A 20,221-nucleotide genomic window follows, 5' to 3' on the forward strand; every position below is an offset into this window, starting at 1 on the left:
AAAAATTAGTAAGTTAAAAATATCAGCAAGAGAATTCTATGAGATATGTCAGTATATTTATTGCAATTATTAGTGCTATTTCAAGGTTAAATTCTCAGGTCTATGTTAAGGAACCTACTCCTAATTGGGTAAAAGAAATTAAACTAGACACCATTTCGCTGGAAACTTTAAGTGCAGAAACTAGTGGTAATGGTTACAATCTAGCCGTTTCAGACTTGCAATTTAATTTGAGTGAGAATATTGCTTATACACATAAAGCAATAAAGGTTGTTTCATATTCAGGAATTACTGAAGCTTCTCAACTTACTGTTGCAATAGATACGTCTTACGAGAAGTTAAAAATTCATCATTTATATATCTGGCGAAAGGGGAAAAAAATTGATAGAACTCAAGATTTATCGTTCAAAATCTTAAACAACGAGGATAAATTGGCAGATGGATTATACTATGGAAAAATAACTGTATATAGCAACTTAGATGATATAAGGAAGGATGATGTTATTGACTTTGGATACTCTACTTATGGCATTAATCCTATTTTCAACGACGAGAAGTTTTTATTCATGCTATTAGAGGACGATTTTAAGATAGATTTTTTTAGTATCAGAGTGCTGTACAATTCTGATAAAGAATATAAATATGATTGCACTCGTTGTGATAGTGCTCAAGTTTTATCCTCTAAGGTTGAAGGTAATTATAAAATACTTGAATTAATGAAGAGGAATACAAAAAAACTTGATTTAGAAAATAATCTACCGCCAGGTTTCATTCCATGTGGTTATTTCACCGTATCTAGTATTAATAGCTGGAGAGAAGTAGGGGAATGGGCAAAAAATGTTTTTAATGTAAATGATAAACCTCACCTTGACATTGTCTTTAAGGAATTGTTTGATGGAACCGAATCACAAGAGAATAAGATAAATAAATTATTAAACTATGTACAAGATGAAATTCGATACATGGGAATAGAATCAGGAATAGGGAGTATAAAACCTTTTCACCCTGATACCGTTGTGAAAAGGCGATTTGGCGATTGTAAGGACAAATCAAATTTATTCGTACATTTACTCAGACATATTGGAATAGAAAAATCTTATCCTGTGCTTGTGAACACAACTTTTGTTAAAGAACTAGCCAATCTACCTCCATCCAATCAGGTTTTTGATCATTGTATTGTAAGATTTGAATTTAATGATACAGTTTATTATATAGATCCAACAATATCTCAACAGGGGGGAGACTTTAGGCGTACTGGAATATTTGATTATGGCAAAGTCTTGGTTGTTGGCTTGGAATCTGATAGTCTAATTTCAATGAGTTCGAAAAAAAATGATAGAACATATTTTAAGGATGAATTTTTTATTAAGTCATTCATGGATCCAGTAATATTGGAAATGCAATCGAAACGCTTTGGTCTTAATGCTGATATGAGAAGAATGTATATTCAATTGCAGCCAAAAGATGATGCGACAGATTTAATTTCAAAAGAATTAAGACTTAAGTATACTGGAATTCAAGAACTTGAAGCCCCAAATTATATAGATAGCATTGATAAAAATGAAATTACCTGCAAATATAAGTTTTCACTTGATAAAGTCTGGAAAGATGGTAATGAGTTGAAGTCTTCTGGATTATCTGGTCATTGGTATTATCATTTTGAGCCGCTTTCTGTTTATCAATTGTTAAATGATTATGATTGTAGTAAAAGAAAGAATAATTATGGATTGCCTTACCCGTTTGAGATGGAGTATGAATATATCTTTAATTTCCCTAAGGAGATTTTGATAATGGATGATTATAAAAAATGGGTAACTTCGAGCTATACTATTATTAAAAGGACAAGACAATTGAGCGCGAATAGAATTGAAATTTTATATAATTATAGTACTAATAAATCAATTTTGACACCACTAGAATTGGTTGAAACTTGCAATGAAAAAGAGAAAATAGCCAATGAGCTACCAACAGTATTTTATTTTAAAAAGTAGTCCAAAATTTTTATTACATAGTAAGGACTTGGTACTCTCTTTTTATTAAATAGTTATGTGAGAGTTTGCTAATTAACTAAAAACCTATATCTGAATGAAGAGACTTTTATTTTTTGTAAGTATGCAATGTTTTTTTGTATCGAATTTCTATTCTCAAGACACAATAAATGTTTTGTATGATAAGAACTGGAAAGAGGTCAAAACTAGGGAAGAGGCTGCGTATTATAGAATTGCGTTTAAAAATGAGGAAGGCAAATGGGAGGCATACGATTATTTTATGAGCGGTGTATTGCAAATGATAGGGGCTTATAGTGATAAAAAAATGACTACTAAGGAAGGAAGTTTTGTGTTTTTTTATGAGAATGGTAACAAGTCTGAGGAATCGTTTTATTCTAATGGTAAATTAAATGGACTTCTCACTGCTTTTTATGATAATGGTAATGTTAAGCGTAAGGCAATATATGTTGATGGTAAAAAGAATGGAGAATCCAGCACATGGTCAGAGAAGGGCGTAAAGATCTCGGAAGGCCTATTCGTTAATGGATTCGAAGAGGGGGTTTGGACAATATACCATGAAAATGGTAAAAAGAAAGCACTTGGTAATATTACATTGGGCAAGCTAGATGGCTATTGGATATATTGGTTTAATAATGACTCTGTTCAAGGAAAAGGGAAATTCGTGATTGATAAAAAGGATAGTATTTGGGTTCATTATAATGAGTTTGGAAACTTGACTGAAATTGATTCTTTCGTTGACAGAGAATTAGCAGGAGCTAGAGGGTTTCATTATAATGGCAAATTGTCATATTATGGCAATTATTCTTCTGGAAAAAAAACAGGGGCATGGCATTTTTTTAACGATAAAGGTGAACTTATTTTTGTAGGAAACTTTGTCAAAGGGAAAAAAGATGGAGAATGGATAAGGTATTTCCCAGATGGAAAAGTAATGAAGATTTTTTATAAAGAGGACAATGCTATGAATAAGGATTTAGGGAGTGTTATGATTGATGAATAATTATTTTGATTCTTCTATCGAACTACGCACTCTCCGCCAAGGTTCTAAAATCGACAGGAACTACTCTACTAACACCTTGTTCTATCATGGTGACACCATAGAGAACTTCTACACTCGCCATCGTTTGCTTATTGTGTGTGACGATAATGAATTGTGAGTTCTTAGAAAACTCTTCAATGATTTTATTGAATTTAGCTATGTTCGTATCATCCAAAGGTGCATCTACCTCATCGAATATACAGAATGGTGCAGGCTTCAAGAGATAAAGCGAAAAGAGAAGAGCAGTTGCCGTGAGTGTCTTCTCACCTCCCGAAAGCTGGTTGATAGTAAGTGGTTTCTTCCCTTTAGGCTTAGCTATAATCTCTATATCCGAATCAATAGGATTTTCAGGATCAACAAGTATCAAATCACAATCGTCATCTTCGGTAAATAAGATGCGGAAGGTTTTGATGAAATTCTCTCTGATTTTATCGAAAGACTCTAAGAAACGCTCCTTCGCATTCGCATCTATTTCCTTGATTGTTTCTAATAAGTCATTTTTAGCTGCCAGTACATCTTCTTTCTGCTCTACTAAGAAGTCATAGCGCTTTTTCATTTCGTTGTAGGTCTCTATAGCCATAGGATTGATCTCTCCATAGGTATCTAGTCTCTTTTTAAAATGAGCTAATTTAGTTTCTACCTCTTCTTGAGGTATAGATACTGTCAAGTCTGAATTGATAAATTCATCTAATTCCATTTCGAATTCAATTTTCAATCGCTCTTTGATAGACTGTAATTGAATACGCATTTCTTGTAGTTTTGAATCATAGGAATATACGATTTCTGTTTGGCGGGTCAGTTGACTTTGGATCTCACGAATAGCATTTTCCTGCTCTGCTACTAGATTTCGAGAAGTGAAATAATCTTTTTCCGCCTCTTGTACACTTAATGTTAGACTATCTCTTTCGGTATAATTGGAGAGAATATCCATTTCCATTTTGGAAAGCAATTCTGTCTTTTCTGCCTCCTCTTTATACTGACTTTCAATTTTATTTTGAAATTGAATGACGTTATTATTTAAAGTATCTAACTGTTTAGTAAAGAATAAAATCTGCTGATTCTGCTGCATAATAGTGATGTGAAGCGTATTGTATTCCACATCGATTTTATTTGCCTTTTCTTTTATTTCATTGTATTTGGCCAGATAGGCTTCTAATGCTAATTGGTTTTGATCGTTCTTATCTTTCAGCACATCAAGACTATTTACTAGCTCTTTATGTTCTAGTTCTATCTTCTGAAGAGCTGCTTCATTTGATATTTTACTATCAGCTAATTCTACTCTTTTCTCCTCTATATGCATGAGTCTTGTTTTGGTTTGCTCTACCATTACCGATTTTTTAGCAAACTCATCTTTGACACTAGAAAACTTTGCTTGCAATTCTTCTATTTCTTTAACCTTGGTTTTGGTTTTGAGATCTTCTATTTCTTTGAGCAAGGTATTGTGTTGCTTTTCGACTATTGCTACTTCTTTGTCCAGTTCTATGATTTCGGCATTTAATGCTTCTAGATTTCTACTTCTTCCTACTTGGGCACCATCAAATAAACTGGCAGAACCTCCGTACAAAGCATGTTTATCCAAAATGGCTGTTCCTTGTAGATCAATGATCTTGATATTTTCATTTTCAAATTCGGCTAGGTTCAGTTCTTCGATATTTTCTGCGAAATAAATATTATGAAATAAATAGGAAGCTAAAGCCTCATATTGTTTATCTAGTTTTACAACCTCTGCAGCCGGAATCAAGTTCTTAAATGATTTTGGAGAAGGTGTAGATATTTTTTTGACCAATTCCATGACAAATAAGCCTACTTTACCTGCATTCTGTTCTTTTAATTTGCGAATTGAAAGTTGGGCGTCGAATAGTGTATCTACAATAAAATAATTGCCATATCCGGTTATCAATCCCTCTATGGCTATCTTATATTTCTCTTCGCATACTATGAGGTCAGAGAAAACATTTTTATGTTCAAAGAGAGATACATTTTTCTTAAGAAATTTAATACTTTCTGGAAATCCTTCTAGATTGTCAATCATTGATTTCAGAAGGTTATATTCGTTTTTCTTGCTATCATTTTTTCTATGAACCTGATTGAGCTCTATCTTTTTCTGATTGACCTGTTCATTTTTTTCTTCAATCGTTGTTTTATTGACTTCTTCTTCTTGAGTCAATTTTTGAAGTTCTGACTCTAAATTATCCTTTGATTGCGTGATGAGATTGAAAGCATTGTCGAGCGTTTCTCTTTCTAAATACAGCCCTTCATATTCATTTTCAATTTTTAATCTATTTTCCTCTGCTAGTAAAATTTGAGACTGTAGTACAGATTTATTCTTATCTAACTCATACACCTGTTTCTGTGTTTCTGTGAAAAGATTCTTGTCTTGATCTACCACAGATTTATTTTCCAAAAATGTTTTTTCATTGGCATCTAATTCTTCTTGTATAGCCTTTCTTTCTATCTCTACAGAATTAAACTTTTCTTGAGACTTTGCCACGACATCATTGAGCTCTCTAAGAGATATATTGACGCGTTCAATTTCCGATTGTGCTTCTTGAATCTGAATTTTTATCTGCTCATTATTTTTTGAAAGATTCGATATCTGCTCACGAAGAAGGTTGCGTTCATTTTCATTTCTACCTATTCCTCCTATAAGATCATTGACTTTTTTCTGCACTTCAGTCAGTCTTGTCTCTTTGGTGACAAGTTCTAGTTTCAGTTTCTGGGTCTCCGCATCTCGAGACTGTATCATTGTTTCTATCTCATTCTTTTTGTCTTGTTCTTTTTGCTTATCGGCAAATAGAGTATTATAGCTCGTTTTATAATTACTAACTTGATACTTGATAGATTCTAAAGAATACGTCTTGTATTCCTCTTTGATTTGATAGTATCGCTCTGCTCGTTTGGCTTGAGTCTCTAATGTTTTCATATTGGATTCGATCTCAGCTAGAATATCCTTTAATCTTTCGAGATTTTCTTCTGTCGCTTTCAACTTCTGCAAAGATTCTTTCTTTCGGATTTTATACTTACTGATGCTCGATGCTTGTTCAAAGAGTCGCTTTCTGGATTGCTCTTTATTTTGTAAAATTTCATCAACCATACCTAGTTCGATAATAGCATAGCTATCACTACCAATACCAGAGTCGATAAATAGATTATGAATATCTTTTAATCTACATGTGACATCGTTGATTCTGTATTCGCTCTCACCAGTGCGATAGAGACGTCTAGTAATGGTCACTTCCTGGAACTCTGTGGTAAGAATATTCTTCGTATTATCAAATGACAGCGAAACTTCGGCTAGCCCACTTGACTTTCTTGATTTCGTTCCATTAAACAGAACATTATCCATTTTTTCTAATCTGAGCTGAGATGTTTTCTGCTCGCCTAATACCCATCTGATAGCATCTACTATATTGGATTTACCACAGCCATTCGGACCTACTATTCCAGTAATATTATCATTGAAGTGTACGGTAGTTTTATCCGCAAAACTTTTAAATCCCTTAACCTCTAAACGCTTTAATTTCACCTTATATCTAAATTAATTTTATGTATGCCATGCTTCAAAAGAGCAGCATTAGTAAGATAGTTCTTATTCTATCTATTATTTTAGGCAATAGTAGGAATATTTCGATAAAAATTTAACTAAGAAGCAATAAAATCTAGCTTATCAACATTATTTTTAGCAGTATTGTAGAAAATATGTGGAAAAAGCTATTCGATTGTTTTCAAAACATAAATTAATTCTCTTTTAACTCCTTCTTGATACGGACTGAAATCCCACCAATTATATAATTTCTCTATGTCTAAGTTATTTTCAAGAAAAAGCTCATCCATTTGCTGTTTGGTCATGAATCCTAGTTCAATATGTTCGTGAAATTGGCTTAATTCACCTTCTAGATTAGTTACCTCGAATTCATATTTTGTTCTTAGAATTTGTCTTTCAAAATCAACCCATTCTATCTCGGAATATCTTTGTACAGTAGATAATAGGTTGGGGTCGAAGTATTCATAATCCAAGCTTCTTTTGTTCTTATTATCATTTAATATTTCAAAATTGGGATCAAATGCATTGATAATGATTCTACCATTTTCTGCTAAGTGGTTTTTAATAGTTTGTAGACATCTAATTTTATCTCCTATACTTGTTAAGGCTTGAAATACTCGAAAGGGAAAAATGACTAAATTGAATTTTTGGTTTAAATCAAACTGTACCATGTTGGCTAATTGAAATTCAATTTTAGCTGTAAACTCCTTACCTTCTACTTTCTCACGAAATATGTGCAGCATAGCTTGAGAATAGTCTATCCCTATAATTTCAATAGGCAAATGGGCTAGCGCCAAAGCGACTCTTCCCGTTCCACACCCTACATCGAGTATACGGCTACCTTTTTGAATATAATGTTCATAGAATGAAATATCTTCTTTGAGATTTCTATTGTTTCCACCATCATAGAATTGAGCCGTATTTTGATATAATACCATTTATAATTTAAATATGGTCCAAATGATTTTGGTATAATACCGACATACATTGAAATCTAACAACTATTATTGGACTATTTTCAATGTATCGTCGGTATAAGTTGATAGTCATTCTTTAATATTCAGCTATCATTTAAATACTTTAACTAAGCTTCGTTTAGCTTAAAATTTTGTATGCCAATAGAGCGCTTAAATAGGCTAAGGTTAACATAATTGAAAAAGAGATGAAAGGATATTTCCAGCTCCCTGTCTCCTTCTTCATAGCTGCTAGTGTGCTCATACACTGAAGAGCAAATGCATAGAATAAAAGCAAAGATATACCCACTGCTAAAGTATATACTGGTTCATTAGTTGTAGCATTTTTTTGACCTTTTATACTTTCAAAAATTGTTCCATCCTCTTCTGAATCTATATGATATAATGTAGCTAAGGTAGAAACAAAAACCTCACGTGCTGCAAATGAAGATAGTAATGCAATTCCTATTTTCCAATCATAACCAAGTGGCTTAATTGCAGGCTCTATCGTTTTTCCGATATCGGACAAAACGGAGTGCTCAATAGTTACCTTTTCTATTTTTTCATCATTGAAATGAAAGGAACCTAAAAACCAAAGCAAGATTGAAATAGAAAGTATAAATTTCCCTGCAGTTTTGACAAATGGAACTACAGCATTTTTTATATTGGTCAATAAATTTCTAAACGAAGGTAATCGATATGGAGGTAGCTCCATAATTAAAAAACTTTTCTCTTTGGTATCAATTAATTTATCGAGAGCCCAAGCAAAAACTAAGGCGAACACAATACCCAATATATATAGACCCAATAACGAAATACCCTGATATTTTAATGGAATAGTAATAGATATAAGTAGAGCATATACTGGCAAGCGTGCCGAACAAGTCATAAATGGTATGCTTAATATGGTTATCAACCTTTCTTTTTGAGTAGGAATAGCTTTTGTAGAAGCAATAGCTGGAATAGCGCAAGCGTTACCAGAAAGGAGGGGCAGAATACTTTTGCCACTCAATCCGAATCGTCTCATAAACTTATCCATAAGAAAAACAATTCTTGCCATATACCCACTTTCTTCAAGGAAGGTGTTAAGAAAGAAAAGTAGAGCTATTTGCGGTATAAAAATGAGAACACCACCAATTCCAGGGACAACAGCTTCCGCTAAGAATTCAATAAACCACTTCGGATTTTCAAATTGATTTAGGCTAGCAGAGATAAATCCAAATAGCATATCTAGCCATTCCATGGGATAGGCTGCAATGGTGAATAAGGTTTGAAATACAATAAATAAAATGATGAAAAGAATCAAATATCCGAGTATTGGGTGTATCACCCATTTATCAATTTTATCTGTCCATTTAATTCTTTGGAAAGCTTTCGATGTCTTTTTGGTAGTTAATTGCAGAATACTCTCAATTTTATTGTATCGAAATATTATTTCTTTACGTTTAGTGTTTTCTATGATGGCATTATTTGGTGTTTCATAGACATACTGTTGCCATTCTCTGTAGTTCAAGGCATTATCATTGGTTTTGTTTTCAAATAATTCGGCATTTCCAAAGAAACTACTCGACGCCTTGAAGTTTTGTTTGCTAATAAAATCTTTGATTTTATCGATTCCTACTCCTTGTTTTGAATTGGTTAAAAAAACTGGTACTCCTAGTTCTTTACTTAAGAAATCGGCATCTATTATTTCACCTTTTCGTTGGAGTTCATCGACCATATTAATCACTACAATATTCGGCAAATAACAGTCTGCAACTTGGGTGTATAATAAGAGGCTTCGCTGTAAATTACTAGCATCTGCTACAAAGATGATGAGCTCGCTGTGATGATTTATCAATTCATCAATGACTACTTTTTCATCTATGGAATTTGGATAAAGAGAATAGCAACCAGGTAAATCAATCAACTCATACTCCTGTTCATTGATTTTTAGCTTGCCTGATTTCTTTTCAGTGGTTACTCCAGGATAGTTCGCCACTTTTTGAAATATTCCCGTCAACTGATTGAACAAGGAGGATTTCCCTGAATTAGGATTGCCAATAAGAAGTATTTTTTTTATTTCCGTCACAGTTTAATAGTGGTCAGTTATAAGTAGTCAGTCACAGTAGGATAAAAAAACATTTTCAAATTGACTAATTTTCAAATGAATCATCATATCTCCACATTTTCACAGCGTCTCACCACCACTCCTTTGGCCTCTTTTTCTCTCAGCATTATTTTACTATTGCCTAGGCTTACACAGATAGGATCATTTCCAATAGACTTAGCCTCTACGGTCAGCATTTTATTTTCATAAAAACCAATCTCAACCAGCTTTAACATAAACTCGTTGTTCAATAAAGACTTGATAATAGCAGATTCGCCGACTGGGATTTCGTTTAAAGTCATTAGGGGCAAATATAAGGCTATTTAGAGAGATTCTAAATAAAATTTTCGTTTATTTTAATTTTTATCTTATTTAACTTCGTTGATTGATTAGAATTTAGAATAAGTTTTTTTACATATATTTGTCAGGTACAAATTAATTATTTTTTTGATATGAATTTCGAATTGAGCGAAGAGCATTTAATGATAGAGAAAATGGCGAGAGACTTCGCTGTGAACGAACTTTTACCTGGCGTTATAGAGCGAGACGAACACCAAATCATGGCCACCGAGTATCTAAAAAAAATGGGAGAACTAGGTCTTATGGGTATGATGGTAGATCCAAAATATGGAGGTTCAGGTATGGATTCTCTATCGTATGTTATTGCCATGACAGAAATTTCGAAAATAGATAATTCATGCTCAGTGGCTATGAGTGTCAATAATTCACTCGTGTGCTATGGACTGGAAAAATATGGCAATGAAGAACAAAAAGAGAAATATCTCAAACCATTAGCTAGTGGCGAAAAGCTCGGAGCTTTTTGTTTGTCTGAGCCGGAGGCTGGTAGTGATGCTACGAGCCAGAAAACGACAGCCGTGGATATGGGAGACTACTATCTTCTCAATGGTACAAAAAATTGGATCACTAATGGAACACAAGCCTCTACTTATCTGGTGATAGCTCAGACGAATCCTGAATTGAAACATAAAGGAATCAATGTGTTGATAGTTGAAAAAGGAATGGAAGGTTTTGTAGTAGGTCCTAAAGAAAATAAACTTGGAATAAGATCAAGTGATACGAATACACTGCTATTTAACGATGTAAAAGTTCCGAAAGCCAATAGAATAGGAGAAGATGGATTTGGATTCAAATTTGCTATGTCTACCTTAAATGGAGGACGCATTGGTATCGCAGCTCAAGCACTAGGTATAGCTATGGGGGCATTCGAGCGTTCAGTAGCCTATGCGAAAGAAAGAAGTGCATTCGGTGATAAAATTTCTAAACTTCAAGCTATACAATTCAAATTAGCAGATATGGCTACCGAAATTGAGGCTGCTAAACTATTAGTCTATAAAGCCGCTAAGTTAAAAGATGAAGGTAAGGATTATTCACAAGCGTCTGCTATGGCGAAGCTGTATGCCAGTAAAGTAGCTATGGAACAAACCGTAGAAGCCGTGCAGATACATGGTGGTTATGGTTATGTCAAAGAATACCATGTAGAGCGATTGATGCGTGATGCCAAGATTACTCAAATTTATGAAGGTACTTCTGAAATTCAGAAAATAGTCATATCTAGAGGTGTCTTAGCTTAAACTATTTTTTGATTTTATACGTTAAGAGTGCGTTAGACTAATTCAAAACGATGCAGCTGCGCTCAAGTTTTTTACTATATATATATATATTGTTATGTCCGTCACTTTTTGGTCAGTTCCGGGAAGTGGGTACATGGCGGTATTATGCCAATAGAAGTGAATTTCTGGAACTAGAAAAGGTAGATAAAAACCTTATAGTGAATGCTAAGCGTCTTTTATTTGATCTAAAGGTAAATCCACTGGAGGTAGCCAACCTTGATCGAACCAATGGACTGGCCGATTATGCTATTTCTACAATTGCCTACGGAGAAAAGGCAAAGAAATTATTTATCGTCTATGAAAATTCCATGATGGATATTATTAGTTTCCAAAATGGACGAAGAATCATTACATCCAACTTCGATGTCTATAACAAATTAGTCGTAGCTGATAAGACTATTACCCAGATTAAGTTTTATAGAGATAGAGCCTATTTTTGTTCCAAACTAGGACTTATAGTTTATAATTATGATCGTAATGAAATCGAAGATAGTTATATCATAGGACCTGGTGGACAAAATCTAGCTGTGCACACCATGGAAATAAAGGATAATAAAATTTATGCATCCACTGATCTTGGAATTAAGGTAGGTGAAATAAAGCCTGCTATCAATTTGAAGGACTTTGCAAACTGGTCAAATCCTTTAAGCATTATCCCTAACGATACATTTATGCGGTCTGGGCTACTATCAAATAAGCTATTTTGGATGTCAAAGTATACCTTGGTAGAATTTGATGGAACCAGCTCAAATACCATAATAACTAAGGATACTTTGAGGGTAATGAAACAGTTACGTACTATTGGTAATCATATTTTTCTAATCTATGATTCACTGCGTGCGGATTATTCGCTTCATTCTTCCAAGGTATTAAAATTGGATGGGGTCAATATAGAATTGATAAAAACTACCAAAGGGGAACATTTAAACGATATACAAGAAGTTGATGGTAAGTATTATTTTACAGGGTTTGGTTTTTTCGAAAATGGGAATGGAACCGATTTAAAAAAGAATAGATTAAACGACTATCCATGGGATAATCCATTTCGAATGAGTTATCAAAACAATAAACTATACGTCAATCTAGGAATAATGGCTAGAAATCTCGATGCTTCTCAAAACAAGGATGGTCACTTTACTTATGGTCCTGCCGACTGGTCTAATGGTCAGTATATATGGATAAATAATGGAATTTGGTTTGATTCTCTTTCAGACTGCACGAATGAGATAGCAACCATAGAGCGAGATGGGGGTAAGTATCGAGCCTTTGTCAGAGGAGGGGTAGCATTTGAGAAATCGGGGCAACCTATAATTAAATATAATAAAAGAAATTCCACTTTGGAAACCAAAGATAGTATCTATAGAATTAGCGACATGGTCTTGAATCCCTTAGACCAATCTATATGGATAGCTAATAATGAAAGCCCAAATCCATTAAAATGCTTGACCAAAGAAGGTAAGTGGTTGAGGTTTAAAATTTCTTCTGTCACGAATACAGATGCTATCTATCGAATTATTATTGATCAAACTGGAAATAAATGGCTTCTGACTAGAAATGAAGGGGTTATATTATTTAATGAAATGGATATCAATGATACTACGGATGATATTGTTAGACAATACACAGAGATAGCAGATAAGAATTGTAAGCTCGATATAAAGGTACCTTATTGTGGAGCAGTAGATAAGGACAATAATTTATGGATAGGATCTGAGAAAGGTGTTGGGATGATGACGACCTGCACTTATAATCCAGAAAGAGAATGCAGAATGTCTATACCTATACAACAAATCTCCAATCCGAATGATACTACGGTGTATACAGAGTGTGTATTCCTCAATACTGCAGTGACTGCTATGGCTATAGATCCGGGAAATAGAATGTGGATAGGAACCTCTGATGGAATTTTTTACAACAACGAGTATTTGAGTGATGAATTTATACGATTAAACAAACTGAATAGCCCTTTTTCAGTAAAATCTGTGCATGATATTCTGGTACTGCCTCAGAATGGAGAAGTTTTTTTTACTACCGAGGTAGGCTTGCTTTCTTATATGGGACAGAGCAGTTCAGCAGAAATCAATGAAGGAATTTCCCCATATCGAGTTATCCCCAATCCTGTGCCAAGAGATTTCGAAGGCTTAATCACTATTGATGGGTTGGCAGATGGGGCTTATTTTAAAATCGTAGATGTCATAGGTAATGTCATGTATCAGGGACATGCCAATGGCAGCCGGGTTACCTGGGATACTCGCTCATTAAATGGTTTTAAAGTACCCACTGGAGTTTATTACATCCTATCTAGTCGCCCTCAGTTAAAGGGAAATCAGGGAGTAGCAAGTTTTACAATTATTCGCTAGATTCATATCCTAGTCGGTAAAGTTTCCATCTTTTTCTTACATTTGCATATATTTTAAATTATATGTTATTAGAGATTAAGTCCATTTTAGCCACAGGAGTTGTAGGTAGTGAGATAGAAGTTAAAGGTTGGGTGCGAACATTTCGAAATAATCAGTTTATTTCCCTTAATGATGGCTCTACGATTCATAACTTACAAGTAGTGGTAGACTTTAATCAAACAGATGAATCCTTATTAAAGCGCATCACCACAGGTGCCGCTTTACATGTAAAGGGTCAACTAAAAGCCTCACAGGGAAGTGGTCAGGCACTTGAGTTAATCGCCAAAGATGTAAATGTTCTCGGAGATTCAGATCCCGAGAAATATCCTATGCAACCTAAGAAGCATAGTTTAGAATTTTTGAGAGAGAATGCTCATCTACGATTTAGAACACAATTGTTTAGCGCAGTGTTTAGAGTTCGTCATCATCTGGCCATTGCTATCCATAAGTATTTTGATGAAAAGGGATTCTTCTATTTGCATGCGCCTATTATCACCGCATCTGATGCTGAAGGCGCAGGTGAAATGTTTCAGGTGACCAATTTGAATATTGAAAATTTACCTAGGAATGAATCTGGTAAAGTAGATTACTCCCAAGATTTTTTCGCAAAGAAGGCTAGCCTTAGTGTTTCTGGTCAGCTACAAGCAGAATTAGCGGCTATGGGTCTAGGCAAGGTGTATACTTTTGGACCTACGTTTCGTGCGGAGAATAGCAATACTGCAAGACATTTAGCAGAGTTCTGGATGATAGAACCCGAAGTAGCATTTATGGATATTCACGGAGATATGGATTTGGCGGAAGGGCTTTTAAAATATTGTATTCAATACGCTCTCGACCAATGTACAGATGATTTACAATTTTTACATGAACGACTGGAAACTGAAGAAAAGCAAAAACCTCAGCAGGAGAGAAGTCCTATGCCTTTGATAGAAAAATTGAAATTCTGTGTAGATAATGAATATGAAAGATTGACCTATACCGAAGCAATAGAAATTCTCAAAAACTCTTCCCCTAACAAAAAAGGTAAGTTTCAGTTTCCGATCACAGATTTTGGAGCAGATCTGCAGAGCGAACATGAGCGCTATTTAGTAGAAAAGCATTTTCAAAAACCTGTCATTCTTATAAATTATCCAAAGGAAATCAAAGCCTTCTATATGCGTGTCAATGATGATGGAAAAACTGTGGCTGCTATGGATATCTTATTCCCTGGTATAGGCGAAATGGTAGGTGGTTCGCAGCGTGAAGAACGCCTTGATGTATTAATTAAAAAAATGGAAGAGTTTCACATACCTCAGCACGAGATGGAGTGGTATCTTGATACACGCAGATTTGGGACTAATCCACATGCAGGTTTCGGTTTAGGTTTTGAACGTTTGGTTATGTTTGTCACAGGTATGAGTAATATCCGAGATGTAATACCTTTCGCACGTACGCCGAGGAATTGTGAATTTTAACTCAATTAATAATTAGTAATTAATAATTATTAATTACATTTGCGCTCCAAAATTTAGTGAAGGGTTATTTACTTACCACTTAAAACTTTTCACTTAAATTAATTTATGGAGGTTATAGCTCAGTTGGTTAGAGTCCCGCAGGTGCGGGATGGTTCCGAAGGGGTAAATAGCCGAATTAAAATAAAAACGGAGGTTATAGCTCAGTTGGTTAGAGTCCCGCAGGTGCGGGATGGTTCCGAGGGGTAAATAGCCAAATTAAAATAAAAACGGAAGTTATAGCTCAGTTGGTTAGAGTCCCGCAGGTGCGGGATGGTTCCGAAGGGGTAAATAACCGAATTAAAATAAAAACGGAGGTTATAGCTCAGTTGGTTAGAGTCCCGCAGGTGCGGGATGGTTCCGAAGGGGTAAATAGCCGAATTAAAATAAAAACAGAGGTTATAGCTCAGTTGGTTAGAGTCCCGCAGGTGCGGGATGGTTCCGAGGGGTAAATAACCGAATTAAAATAAAAACGGAGGTTATAGCTCAGTTGGTTAGAGTCCCGCAGGTGCGGGATGGTTCCGAAGGGTAAATAGCCGGATTAAAATAAAAACGGAGGTTATAGCTCAGTTGGTTAGAGCATCGGATTGTGGTTCCGAGGGTCGTGGGTTCGAGCCCCATTAATCTCCCTTCTTTTCTCTTTTTTACAAGGCTCATAGGATTTGAAATTTTTCATTATACTTTCTGAAAGTCATAACTTTCAAAAAGTATAATGAAAAAAACGTCTAACAAAACCTCATTTTTCTTTTATTTTTTCATTGATTTTTGCCTCATCTTTGTTTTAGAAAAAATAATTATTAAAATATCGATTGGAATTTATCCACAGTATATTGCAAAATAATGAAATAAAAATAGCAAAAAATGGAGATTATTCGTATCTTTGTCAATGGTAAAAAATATCTATTTATGAAACATTTATACTTTTTAGTATTGGGTATACTATTTGGCAGTGAGGCTTTGTGCCAGACTACAGTTGCCACCACGCTCACACCCAGTGGTTCTCTAGGTGGTGGTGGGTCTCATGGTATACAGTTTTGGGTTAAAAATAATAATTCATACACTATCCGATTATTTAGGATTAACGCAATGAATAGTGTAACTAGAAATCCACAAAACCATACCTACACAGTCTCATTTAAGAATACAGCTAATAATTCGGCTCCGGGTAATATTAATGCAGGGAATGGTTGGACTTCTGCTGGAACTTTTGTGCATAATCAATGTTTCAATACATTATATCCTGTCTTATCTAATTTGGCGATAGATATTCCTGCTGGGGCGACTTATAGAATATGGATCACGAATACTGATGCAACAAACAATGTGAGAAGTTCCATATTTTTTCCATCGGTAGGTGTTACTACCAGTTCGAATGGGGGAGTAGATTTGATGACAGGCGATAGTGTCGGATGGTGGGGTTCACCCACTGCTAGTGGTGCTAGTAACCCATTTATTGACTTTATAGGGAGTATTGAATTTTATCAATTGGTATCATGTACAGGTACTCCTGAAGTTGGGAACATTATAGGTAGTTCTGGGTCTTGCAATGGGGATACAAAATTCTACTATTTAGATGGTTACATCCCAGCGAATAATATCACCTATCAATGGCAAATATCAACTACGTCGCCTACTACTGGTTACACTAATGTAGCGGGAAATAATACTACCATGCTAGCTAGAACACATGGAGCTACTAATGAATTTATACGCTGTATTGCTACCTGTGGCTCTCTGCGAGATACGACGCCCGTATTTCGCGATACCTTAAATCCTTTTTACCTGTGCTATTGTAATCCTAATGCTTCAACAAATACTACAAATTGGGGTAGCATTGAAACGGTAGAAGTTTCTACTACAAATACTTCAAATACAACAGGTACTTGTGAAACCTATACGGACTATCGTACTTTACCCATCCCAAAAGTTAGAGCTGGCGAGCTATTGAAGGTAAGGATTAAAAATAAAAGTTGCAGTCCTAATTCAAATTCAGCTGCTACTTGTTGGATCGATTTAAATAGAAGTGGGGCATTTGACGCGGCTGAGGCTATAACAGGTGGTTTTGTTTTCGGAGGTTCTGGTTCAGTAGCAACAGTTGAAAAAACTTTACAAATACCTTTAACTAATCCCCTCGGTATTACAGGTATGCGCATGAGTTTAGATGCTCTAGGAGGCACCCCACCAACCACTCCATGTTCAGCAAGTTTTTGGGGAGAGGTGGAAGAATATCTCGTTGATATCATCCGCGACTCCAATGATATCAAAATGGATTCCATAACAGGTCTGGCAGATGGCTGTGATCTAGGAAATACGAATATTAACTTTAAAGCAACCAATATAGGTCACAAAACTATGAATCCTGTCACGGTGAGTTATTCCGTCAATGGTGGTACACCGGTTACCGAGAATTTTGCTAGCTTAGCACCGGGAGCTACGGCTGCTTATACTTTTTCTGCTCAGGCAAATCTAGCAGGTAATGGTACTAAAGTTATTCGAGTATGGCATCAGAATACCCTGGATACGAATAAACGAAATGATACGCAAGTAATGACTATCATCAGTCATCCTACACCGCCGAATTTGACACCGATAGACGATACTGTCTGTGTGGGGTCTGACTTTACTACTTTTACGGCTGCATCCAATCCTCCATTTATGACTCGCTGGTACACCGATGCCGGTGCATTAAATGAAATTGCTACTGGAAATAGTATCGTGGTAAATAATCCGACAGCCTCTTCCATACGATATGCAAAATCAGTCTATACCTTTAATGGTAAGGTGGGACCAACGGCATTGACTCCGTCTATTACAGATTTTAGTTCGGTGGGTCAGGGCTTATTGTTTAATGTATTGAGAAATAGAGTTCGCATCAATTCGGTCAAGGCAAGATTTACACAGGCTGGTGTAGCAGCTATCGAAATCAGAAGCCCATCAAATGCTGTATTACAAACGACTAGCTTCCTCATATTGACAGCCAATACAGATGTAGTTGTACCATTAAATATTGATCTACCAATAGGTACAGGCTATAGAATGCTTATGAATTCTACCTCTGGTCAGCCTTTTTCTATCAATGGATTTTCTAGTTTTCCGCAGATGATACCTGGTGTTATTAGTATTACTGGAAATACGAATACCTTTACACCTCCACGATACAATTATTTCTTTGACTGGGATGTCACCTACGATGCCTGTTCCAGTCCAGTGGTGCCAGTGAACTCTGTTTATCTCGGCAGTGTCAATGCTCCTCTGAAAACTTTATATAAGGATACTTTTTTCTGTCAATTTCCTACTGTCTTTTTAGATGCTAATAATGCTGGGTCTAGCTATAAATGGCATGATGGTAGTACAGGAAGAACGATACAGGTGACCAATTCTGGGGTCTATAAAGTAACAATAACTAGTCCCGAAGGTTGTAAATCAACAGATTCTTCAAAAGTTCAAGTGCGTACATCTCCTATTTTTAATATAGGTAATGATACGACAATATGTTCTGGGAAAAAAGTCAAACTTAAATCTGGTTTTTCTAATGAAGGATTCAATCATACATGGAGCACAGGTTCTTTAGATCCATCGATTGAGGTACAGGCTCCTGGACAATACACTGTAGATGTATTTAATACGAATACATCCTGTGGATACAAAGACACCATCATAGTAAGCACCGTTCAAAGTCCGAATGCATTTTTAGGAAGAGATACTTTTGCATGCAATAGTGCGCCTATCACTATAAAAGCACCAAACCCGGGCAGTTATGCCTATTTATGGGATAATGGTACGAGCCTTCCTACACGTACAGTTTCGCAGAATGGGGTCAATAAGATTTTTGTAGAGGTGACCGATATTTCGAATCCTTATGGTTGTAAGAGTTCAGATACCTTGATAGCTGCGCTATCCAGTTTGACTAAACCAAATTTAGGAAGCGATGTGACTACCTGTACAAACCCTTATACCCTTGGTATAGCTGCAGACCCGCTCCTAGAGTATAGATGGAGTAATGGTGGAACGACCAATAATATTAAGGTGACGGAATCAAATGACTATGTACTAACTGTAACACAGGTGAATACCACATGTTCATATATGGATACTGTCAAGGTGACTATTAACTCTAATCCTCCATTGGACTTAGGGGATGATATAGTGACCTGTAAAAATGACCCTATAACTATTACTGCTAATACAGGTTGGACGACCTATGCATGGAGCAATGGATTTAATGTCAATAAAATCACCGTTATACCTACACCAGGTACGAATACCTATACGCTGACTGTCACAGGACCATGCGGCAATAAGACGGTTTCAAAAAATATCATTTATACTGCAGATGTTCCGGATGTGGATTTGCCAAGTGATATGGTAGTTTGCGAGCCTACTACTCTGAGTATTACAAATCCAGGAAGTGGCATTGATGTTCTATGGTCTACTACTGAGACAGGTCTTAGTATCACGGCTGATAAGACAGGAACGTATTGGGTAAAAGTCTCTAATGCCTGTGGCTCTAAGTCTGATGCCGTAAGAGTGACCTTTGACACTATCCCTACTCCTGAATTTATTGCGAATTGGTCTGGTAATTTTGCTTCATTCTCTAATAAAAGCACGAATGCTGTAAGTTATTACTGGGAATTTGGTGATGATAGCACCTCTACTGACAAACATCCTACTCATATTTATAAAGATAGAAAACAATATACCGTTAAACTCACAGTTAAGAACTCTTGTGACTCTTCCGTTACCATAACAAAATCTATTGATCTTAGCAAAAAGCCTGTGGGTATACAAGTAGCTCAACTAGATGGCATTACCGTATTCCCGAATCCTACAACCGATGTATTTACTGTGAAGTATACACAGGCAAATCAGCAAAACTATACTTTGGAACTGCTAAGTATGGACGGTAGAATCGTGAAAAATGTCAGCGATAAATTTGATTTGAATAGCGAGATAAAGCTCGATGTGTCGGATCTAGCTACAGGTAGTTATATTCTTAGACTATCTGATGTGAAAGGCAACCAGGAACTTAAAAAACTTTCTATTATAAAATAAACTAATCAACCTTAATTTTTA

At 35.5% G+C, this 20,221-nt stretch carries 12 protein-coding genes and 1 tRNA gene; 9 read left to right on the forward strand and 4 right to left on the reverse strand.

The genetic code is table 11. The annotated features are described in order from the left end of the window. Positions 1 to 38 precede the first annotated feature (38 nt). Together JNL75_02255 and JNL75_02260 are read left to right on the forward strand one after the other, a co-directional pair. A complete protein-coding gene (locus tag JNL75_02255) occupies positions 39 to 1,988 on the forward strand; it encodes a DUF3857 domain-containing transglutaminase family protein (GenBank protein MBL7788640.1) in 1,950 nt (649 codons plus the stop codon). Positions 1,989 to 2,082: 94 nt separating this feature from the next. Then, positions 2,083 to 3,003, forward strand: coding sequence for a toxin-antitoxin system YwqK family antitoxin (locus tag JNL75_02260; GenBank protein MBL7788641.1), 921 nt, complete (start codon positions 2,083 to 2,085; stop codon positions 3,001 to 3,003). A 22-nt stretch (positions 3,004 to 3,025) separates the two neighbouring features. On the opposite strand, the gene smc is transcribed toward JNL75_02260, so the two are convergent. The 4 genes from smc to JNL75_02280 all read right to left on the reverse strand — a co-directional run bounded on the left by smc (position 3,026) and on the right by JNL75_02280 (position 9,930). Continuing rightward, the gene (gene smc / locus JNL75_02265; GenBank protein MBL7788642.1) at positions 3,026 to 6,568 is read right to left on the reverse strand and encodes a chromosome segregation protein SMC; all 3,543 of its coding nucleotides are present in this window, start codon (positions 6,566 to 6,568) and stop codon (positions 3,026 to 3,028) included. 185 nt (positions 6,569 to 6,753) lie between these two features. Continuing rightward, entirely contained in the window at positions 6,754 to 7,524 is a 771-nt protein-coding gene (locus JNL75_02270; GenBank protein ID MBL7788643.1) for a class I SAM-dependent methyltransferase, read from the reverse strand. A 157-nt stretch (positions 7,525 to 7,681) separates the two neighbouring features. Then, entirely contained in the window at positions 7,682 to 9,610 is a 1,929-nt protein-coding gene (gene feoB / locus JNL75_02275; protein ID MBL7788644.1) for a ferrous iron transport protein B, read from the reverse strand. 83 nt (positions 9,611 to 9,693) lie between these two features. Beyond that, on the reverse strand, positions 9,694 to 9,930 hold the full coding sequence (locus JNL75_02280; protein ID MBL7788645.1) for a ferrous iron transport protein A: 237 nt from the start codon (positions 9,928 to 9,930) through the stop codon (positions 9,694 to 9,696). Between the two features lie 150 nt (positions 9,931 to 10,080). Here JNL75_02280 and JNL75_02285 point away from each other — a divergent pair, with 150 nt between their 5' ends. From JNL75_02285 to JNL75_02315, 7 genes are all read left to right on the forward strand, one after another. Continuing rightward, entirely contained in the window at positions 10,081 to 11,220 is a 1,140-nt protein-coding gene (locus JNL75_02285; protein ID MBL7788646.1) for an acyl-CoA dehydrogenase, read from the forward strand. A gap of 50 nt (positions 11,221 to 11,270) precedes the next feature. After that, positions 11,271 to 13,619, forward strand: a complete 2,349-nt coding sequence (locus tag JNL75_02290) for a hypothetical protein (protein ID MBL7788647.1) — start codon at positions 11,271 to 11,273, stop codon at positions 13,617 to 13,619. Between the two features lie 62 nt (positions 13,620 to 13,681). Continuing rightward, entirely contained in the window at positions 13,682 to 15,112 is a 1,431-nt protein-coding gene (gene asnS / locus JNL75_02295; protein ID MBL7788648.1) for an asparagine--tRNA ligase, read from the forward strand. A 105-nt stretch (positions 15,113 to 15,217) separates the two neighbouring features. Then, positions 15,218 to 15,358: a hypothetical protein gene (locus tag JNL75_02300; GenBank protein MBL7788649.1), complete on the forward strand. Its 141-nt coding sequence runs from the start codon at positions 15,218 to 15,220 to the stop codon at positions 15,356 to 15,358. A 38-nt stretch (positions 15,359 to 15,396) separates the two neighbouring features. Continuing rightward, positions 15,397 to 15,600, forward strand: a complete 204-nt coding sequence (locus tag JNL75_02305) for a hypothetical protein (GenBank protein MBL7788650.1) — start codon at positions 15,397 to 15,399, stop codon at positions 15,598 to 15,600. Positions 15,601 to 15,702: 102 nt separating this feature from the next. Further along, a tRNA-His gene (locus JNL75_02310) sits at positions 15,703 to 15,778 on the forward strand. 276 nt (positions 15,779 to 16,054) lie between these two features. Beyond that, entirely contained in the window at positions 16,055 to 20,200 is a 4,146-nt protein-coding gene (locus tag JNL75_02315; protein MBL7788651.1) for a T9SS type A sorting domain-containing protein, read from the forward strand. Positions 20,201 to 20,221 lie beyond the last annotated feature (21 nt).

Source organism: Chitinophagales bacterium (genome assembly GCA_016787225.1).
Taxonomy (GTDB): domain Bacteria; phylum Bacteroidota; class Bacteroidia; order Chitinophagales; family JADJOU01; genus CHPMRC01.

Bases quoted from the DNA above. Each gene is read 5' to 3' on its own strand.
- JNL75_02260 (MBL7788641.1), top strand. From the start codon at position 2,083: ATGAAGAGACTTTTATTTTTTGTAAGTATGCAATGTTTTTTTGTATCG.
- JNL75_02285 (MBL7788646.1), top strand. From the start codon at position 10,081: ATGAATTTCGAATTGAGCGAAGAGCATTTAATGATAGAGAAAATGGCG.
- asnS (MBL7788648.1), top strand. From the start codon at position 13,682: ATGTTATTAGAGATTAAGTCCATTTTAGCCACAGGAGTTGTAGGTAGT.
- JNL75_02255 (MBL7788640.1), top strand. From the start codon at position 39: ATGAGATATGTCAGTATATTTATTGCAATTATTAGTGCTATTTCAAGG.
- JNL75_02300 (MBL7788649.1), top strand. From the start codon at position 15,218: ATGGAGGTTATAGCTCAGTTGGTTAGAGTCCCGCAGGTGCGGGATGGT.
- JNL75_02315 (MBL7788651.1), top strand. From the start codon at position 16,055: ATGAAACATTTATACTTTTTAGTATTGGGTATACTATTTGGCAGTGAG.
- JNL75_02290 (MBL7788647.1), top strand. From the start codon at position 11,271: ATGCAGCTGCGCTCAAGTTTTTTACTATATATATATATATTGTTATGT.
- JNL75_02280 (MBL7788645.1), bottom strand. From the start codon at position 9,930: ATGACTTTAAACGAAATCCCAGTCGGCGAATCTGCTATTATCAAGTCT.
- JNL75_02270 (MBL7788643.1), bottom strand. From the start codon at position 7,524: ATGGTATTATATCAAAATACGGCTCAATTCTATGATGGTGGAAACAAT.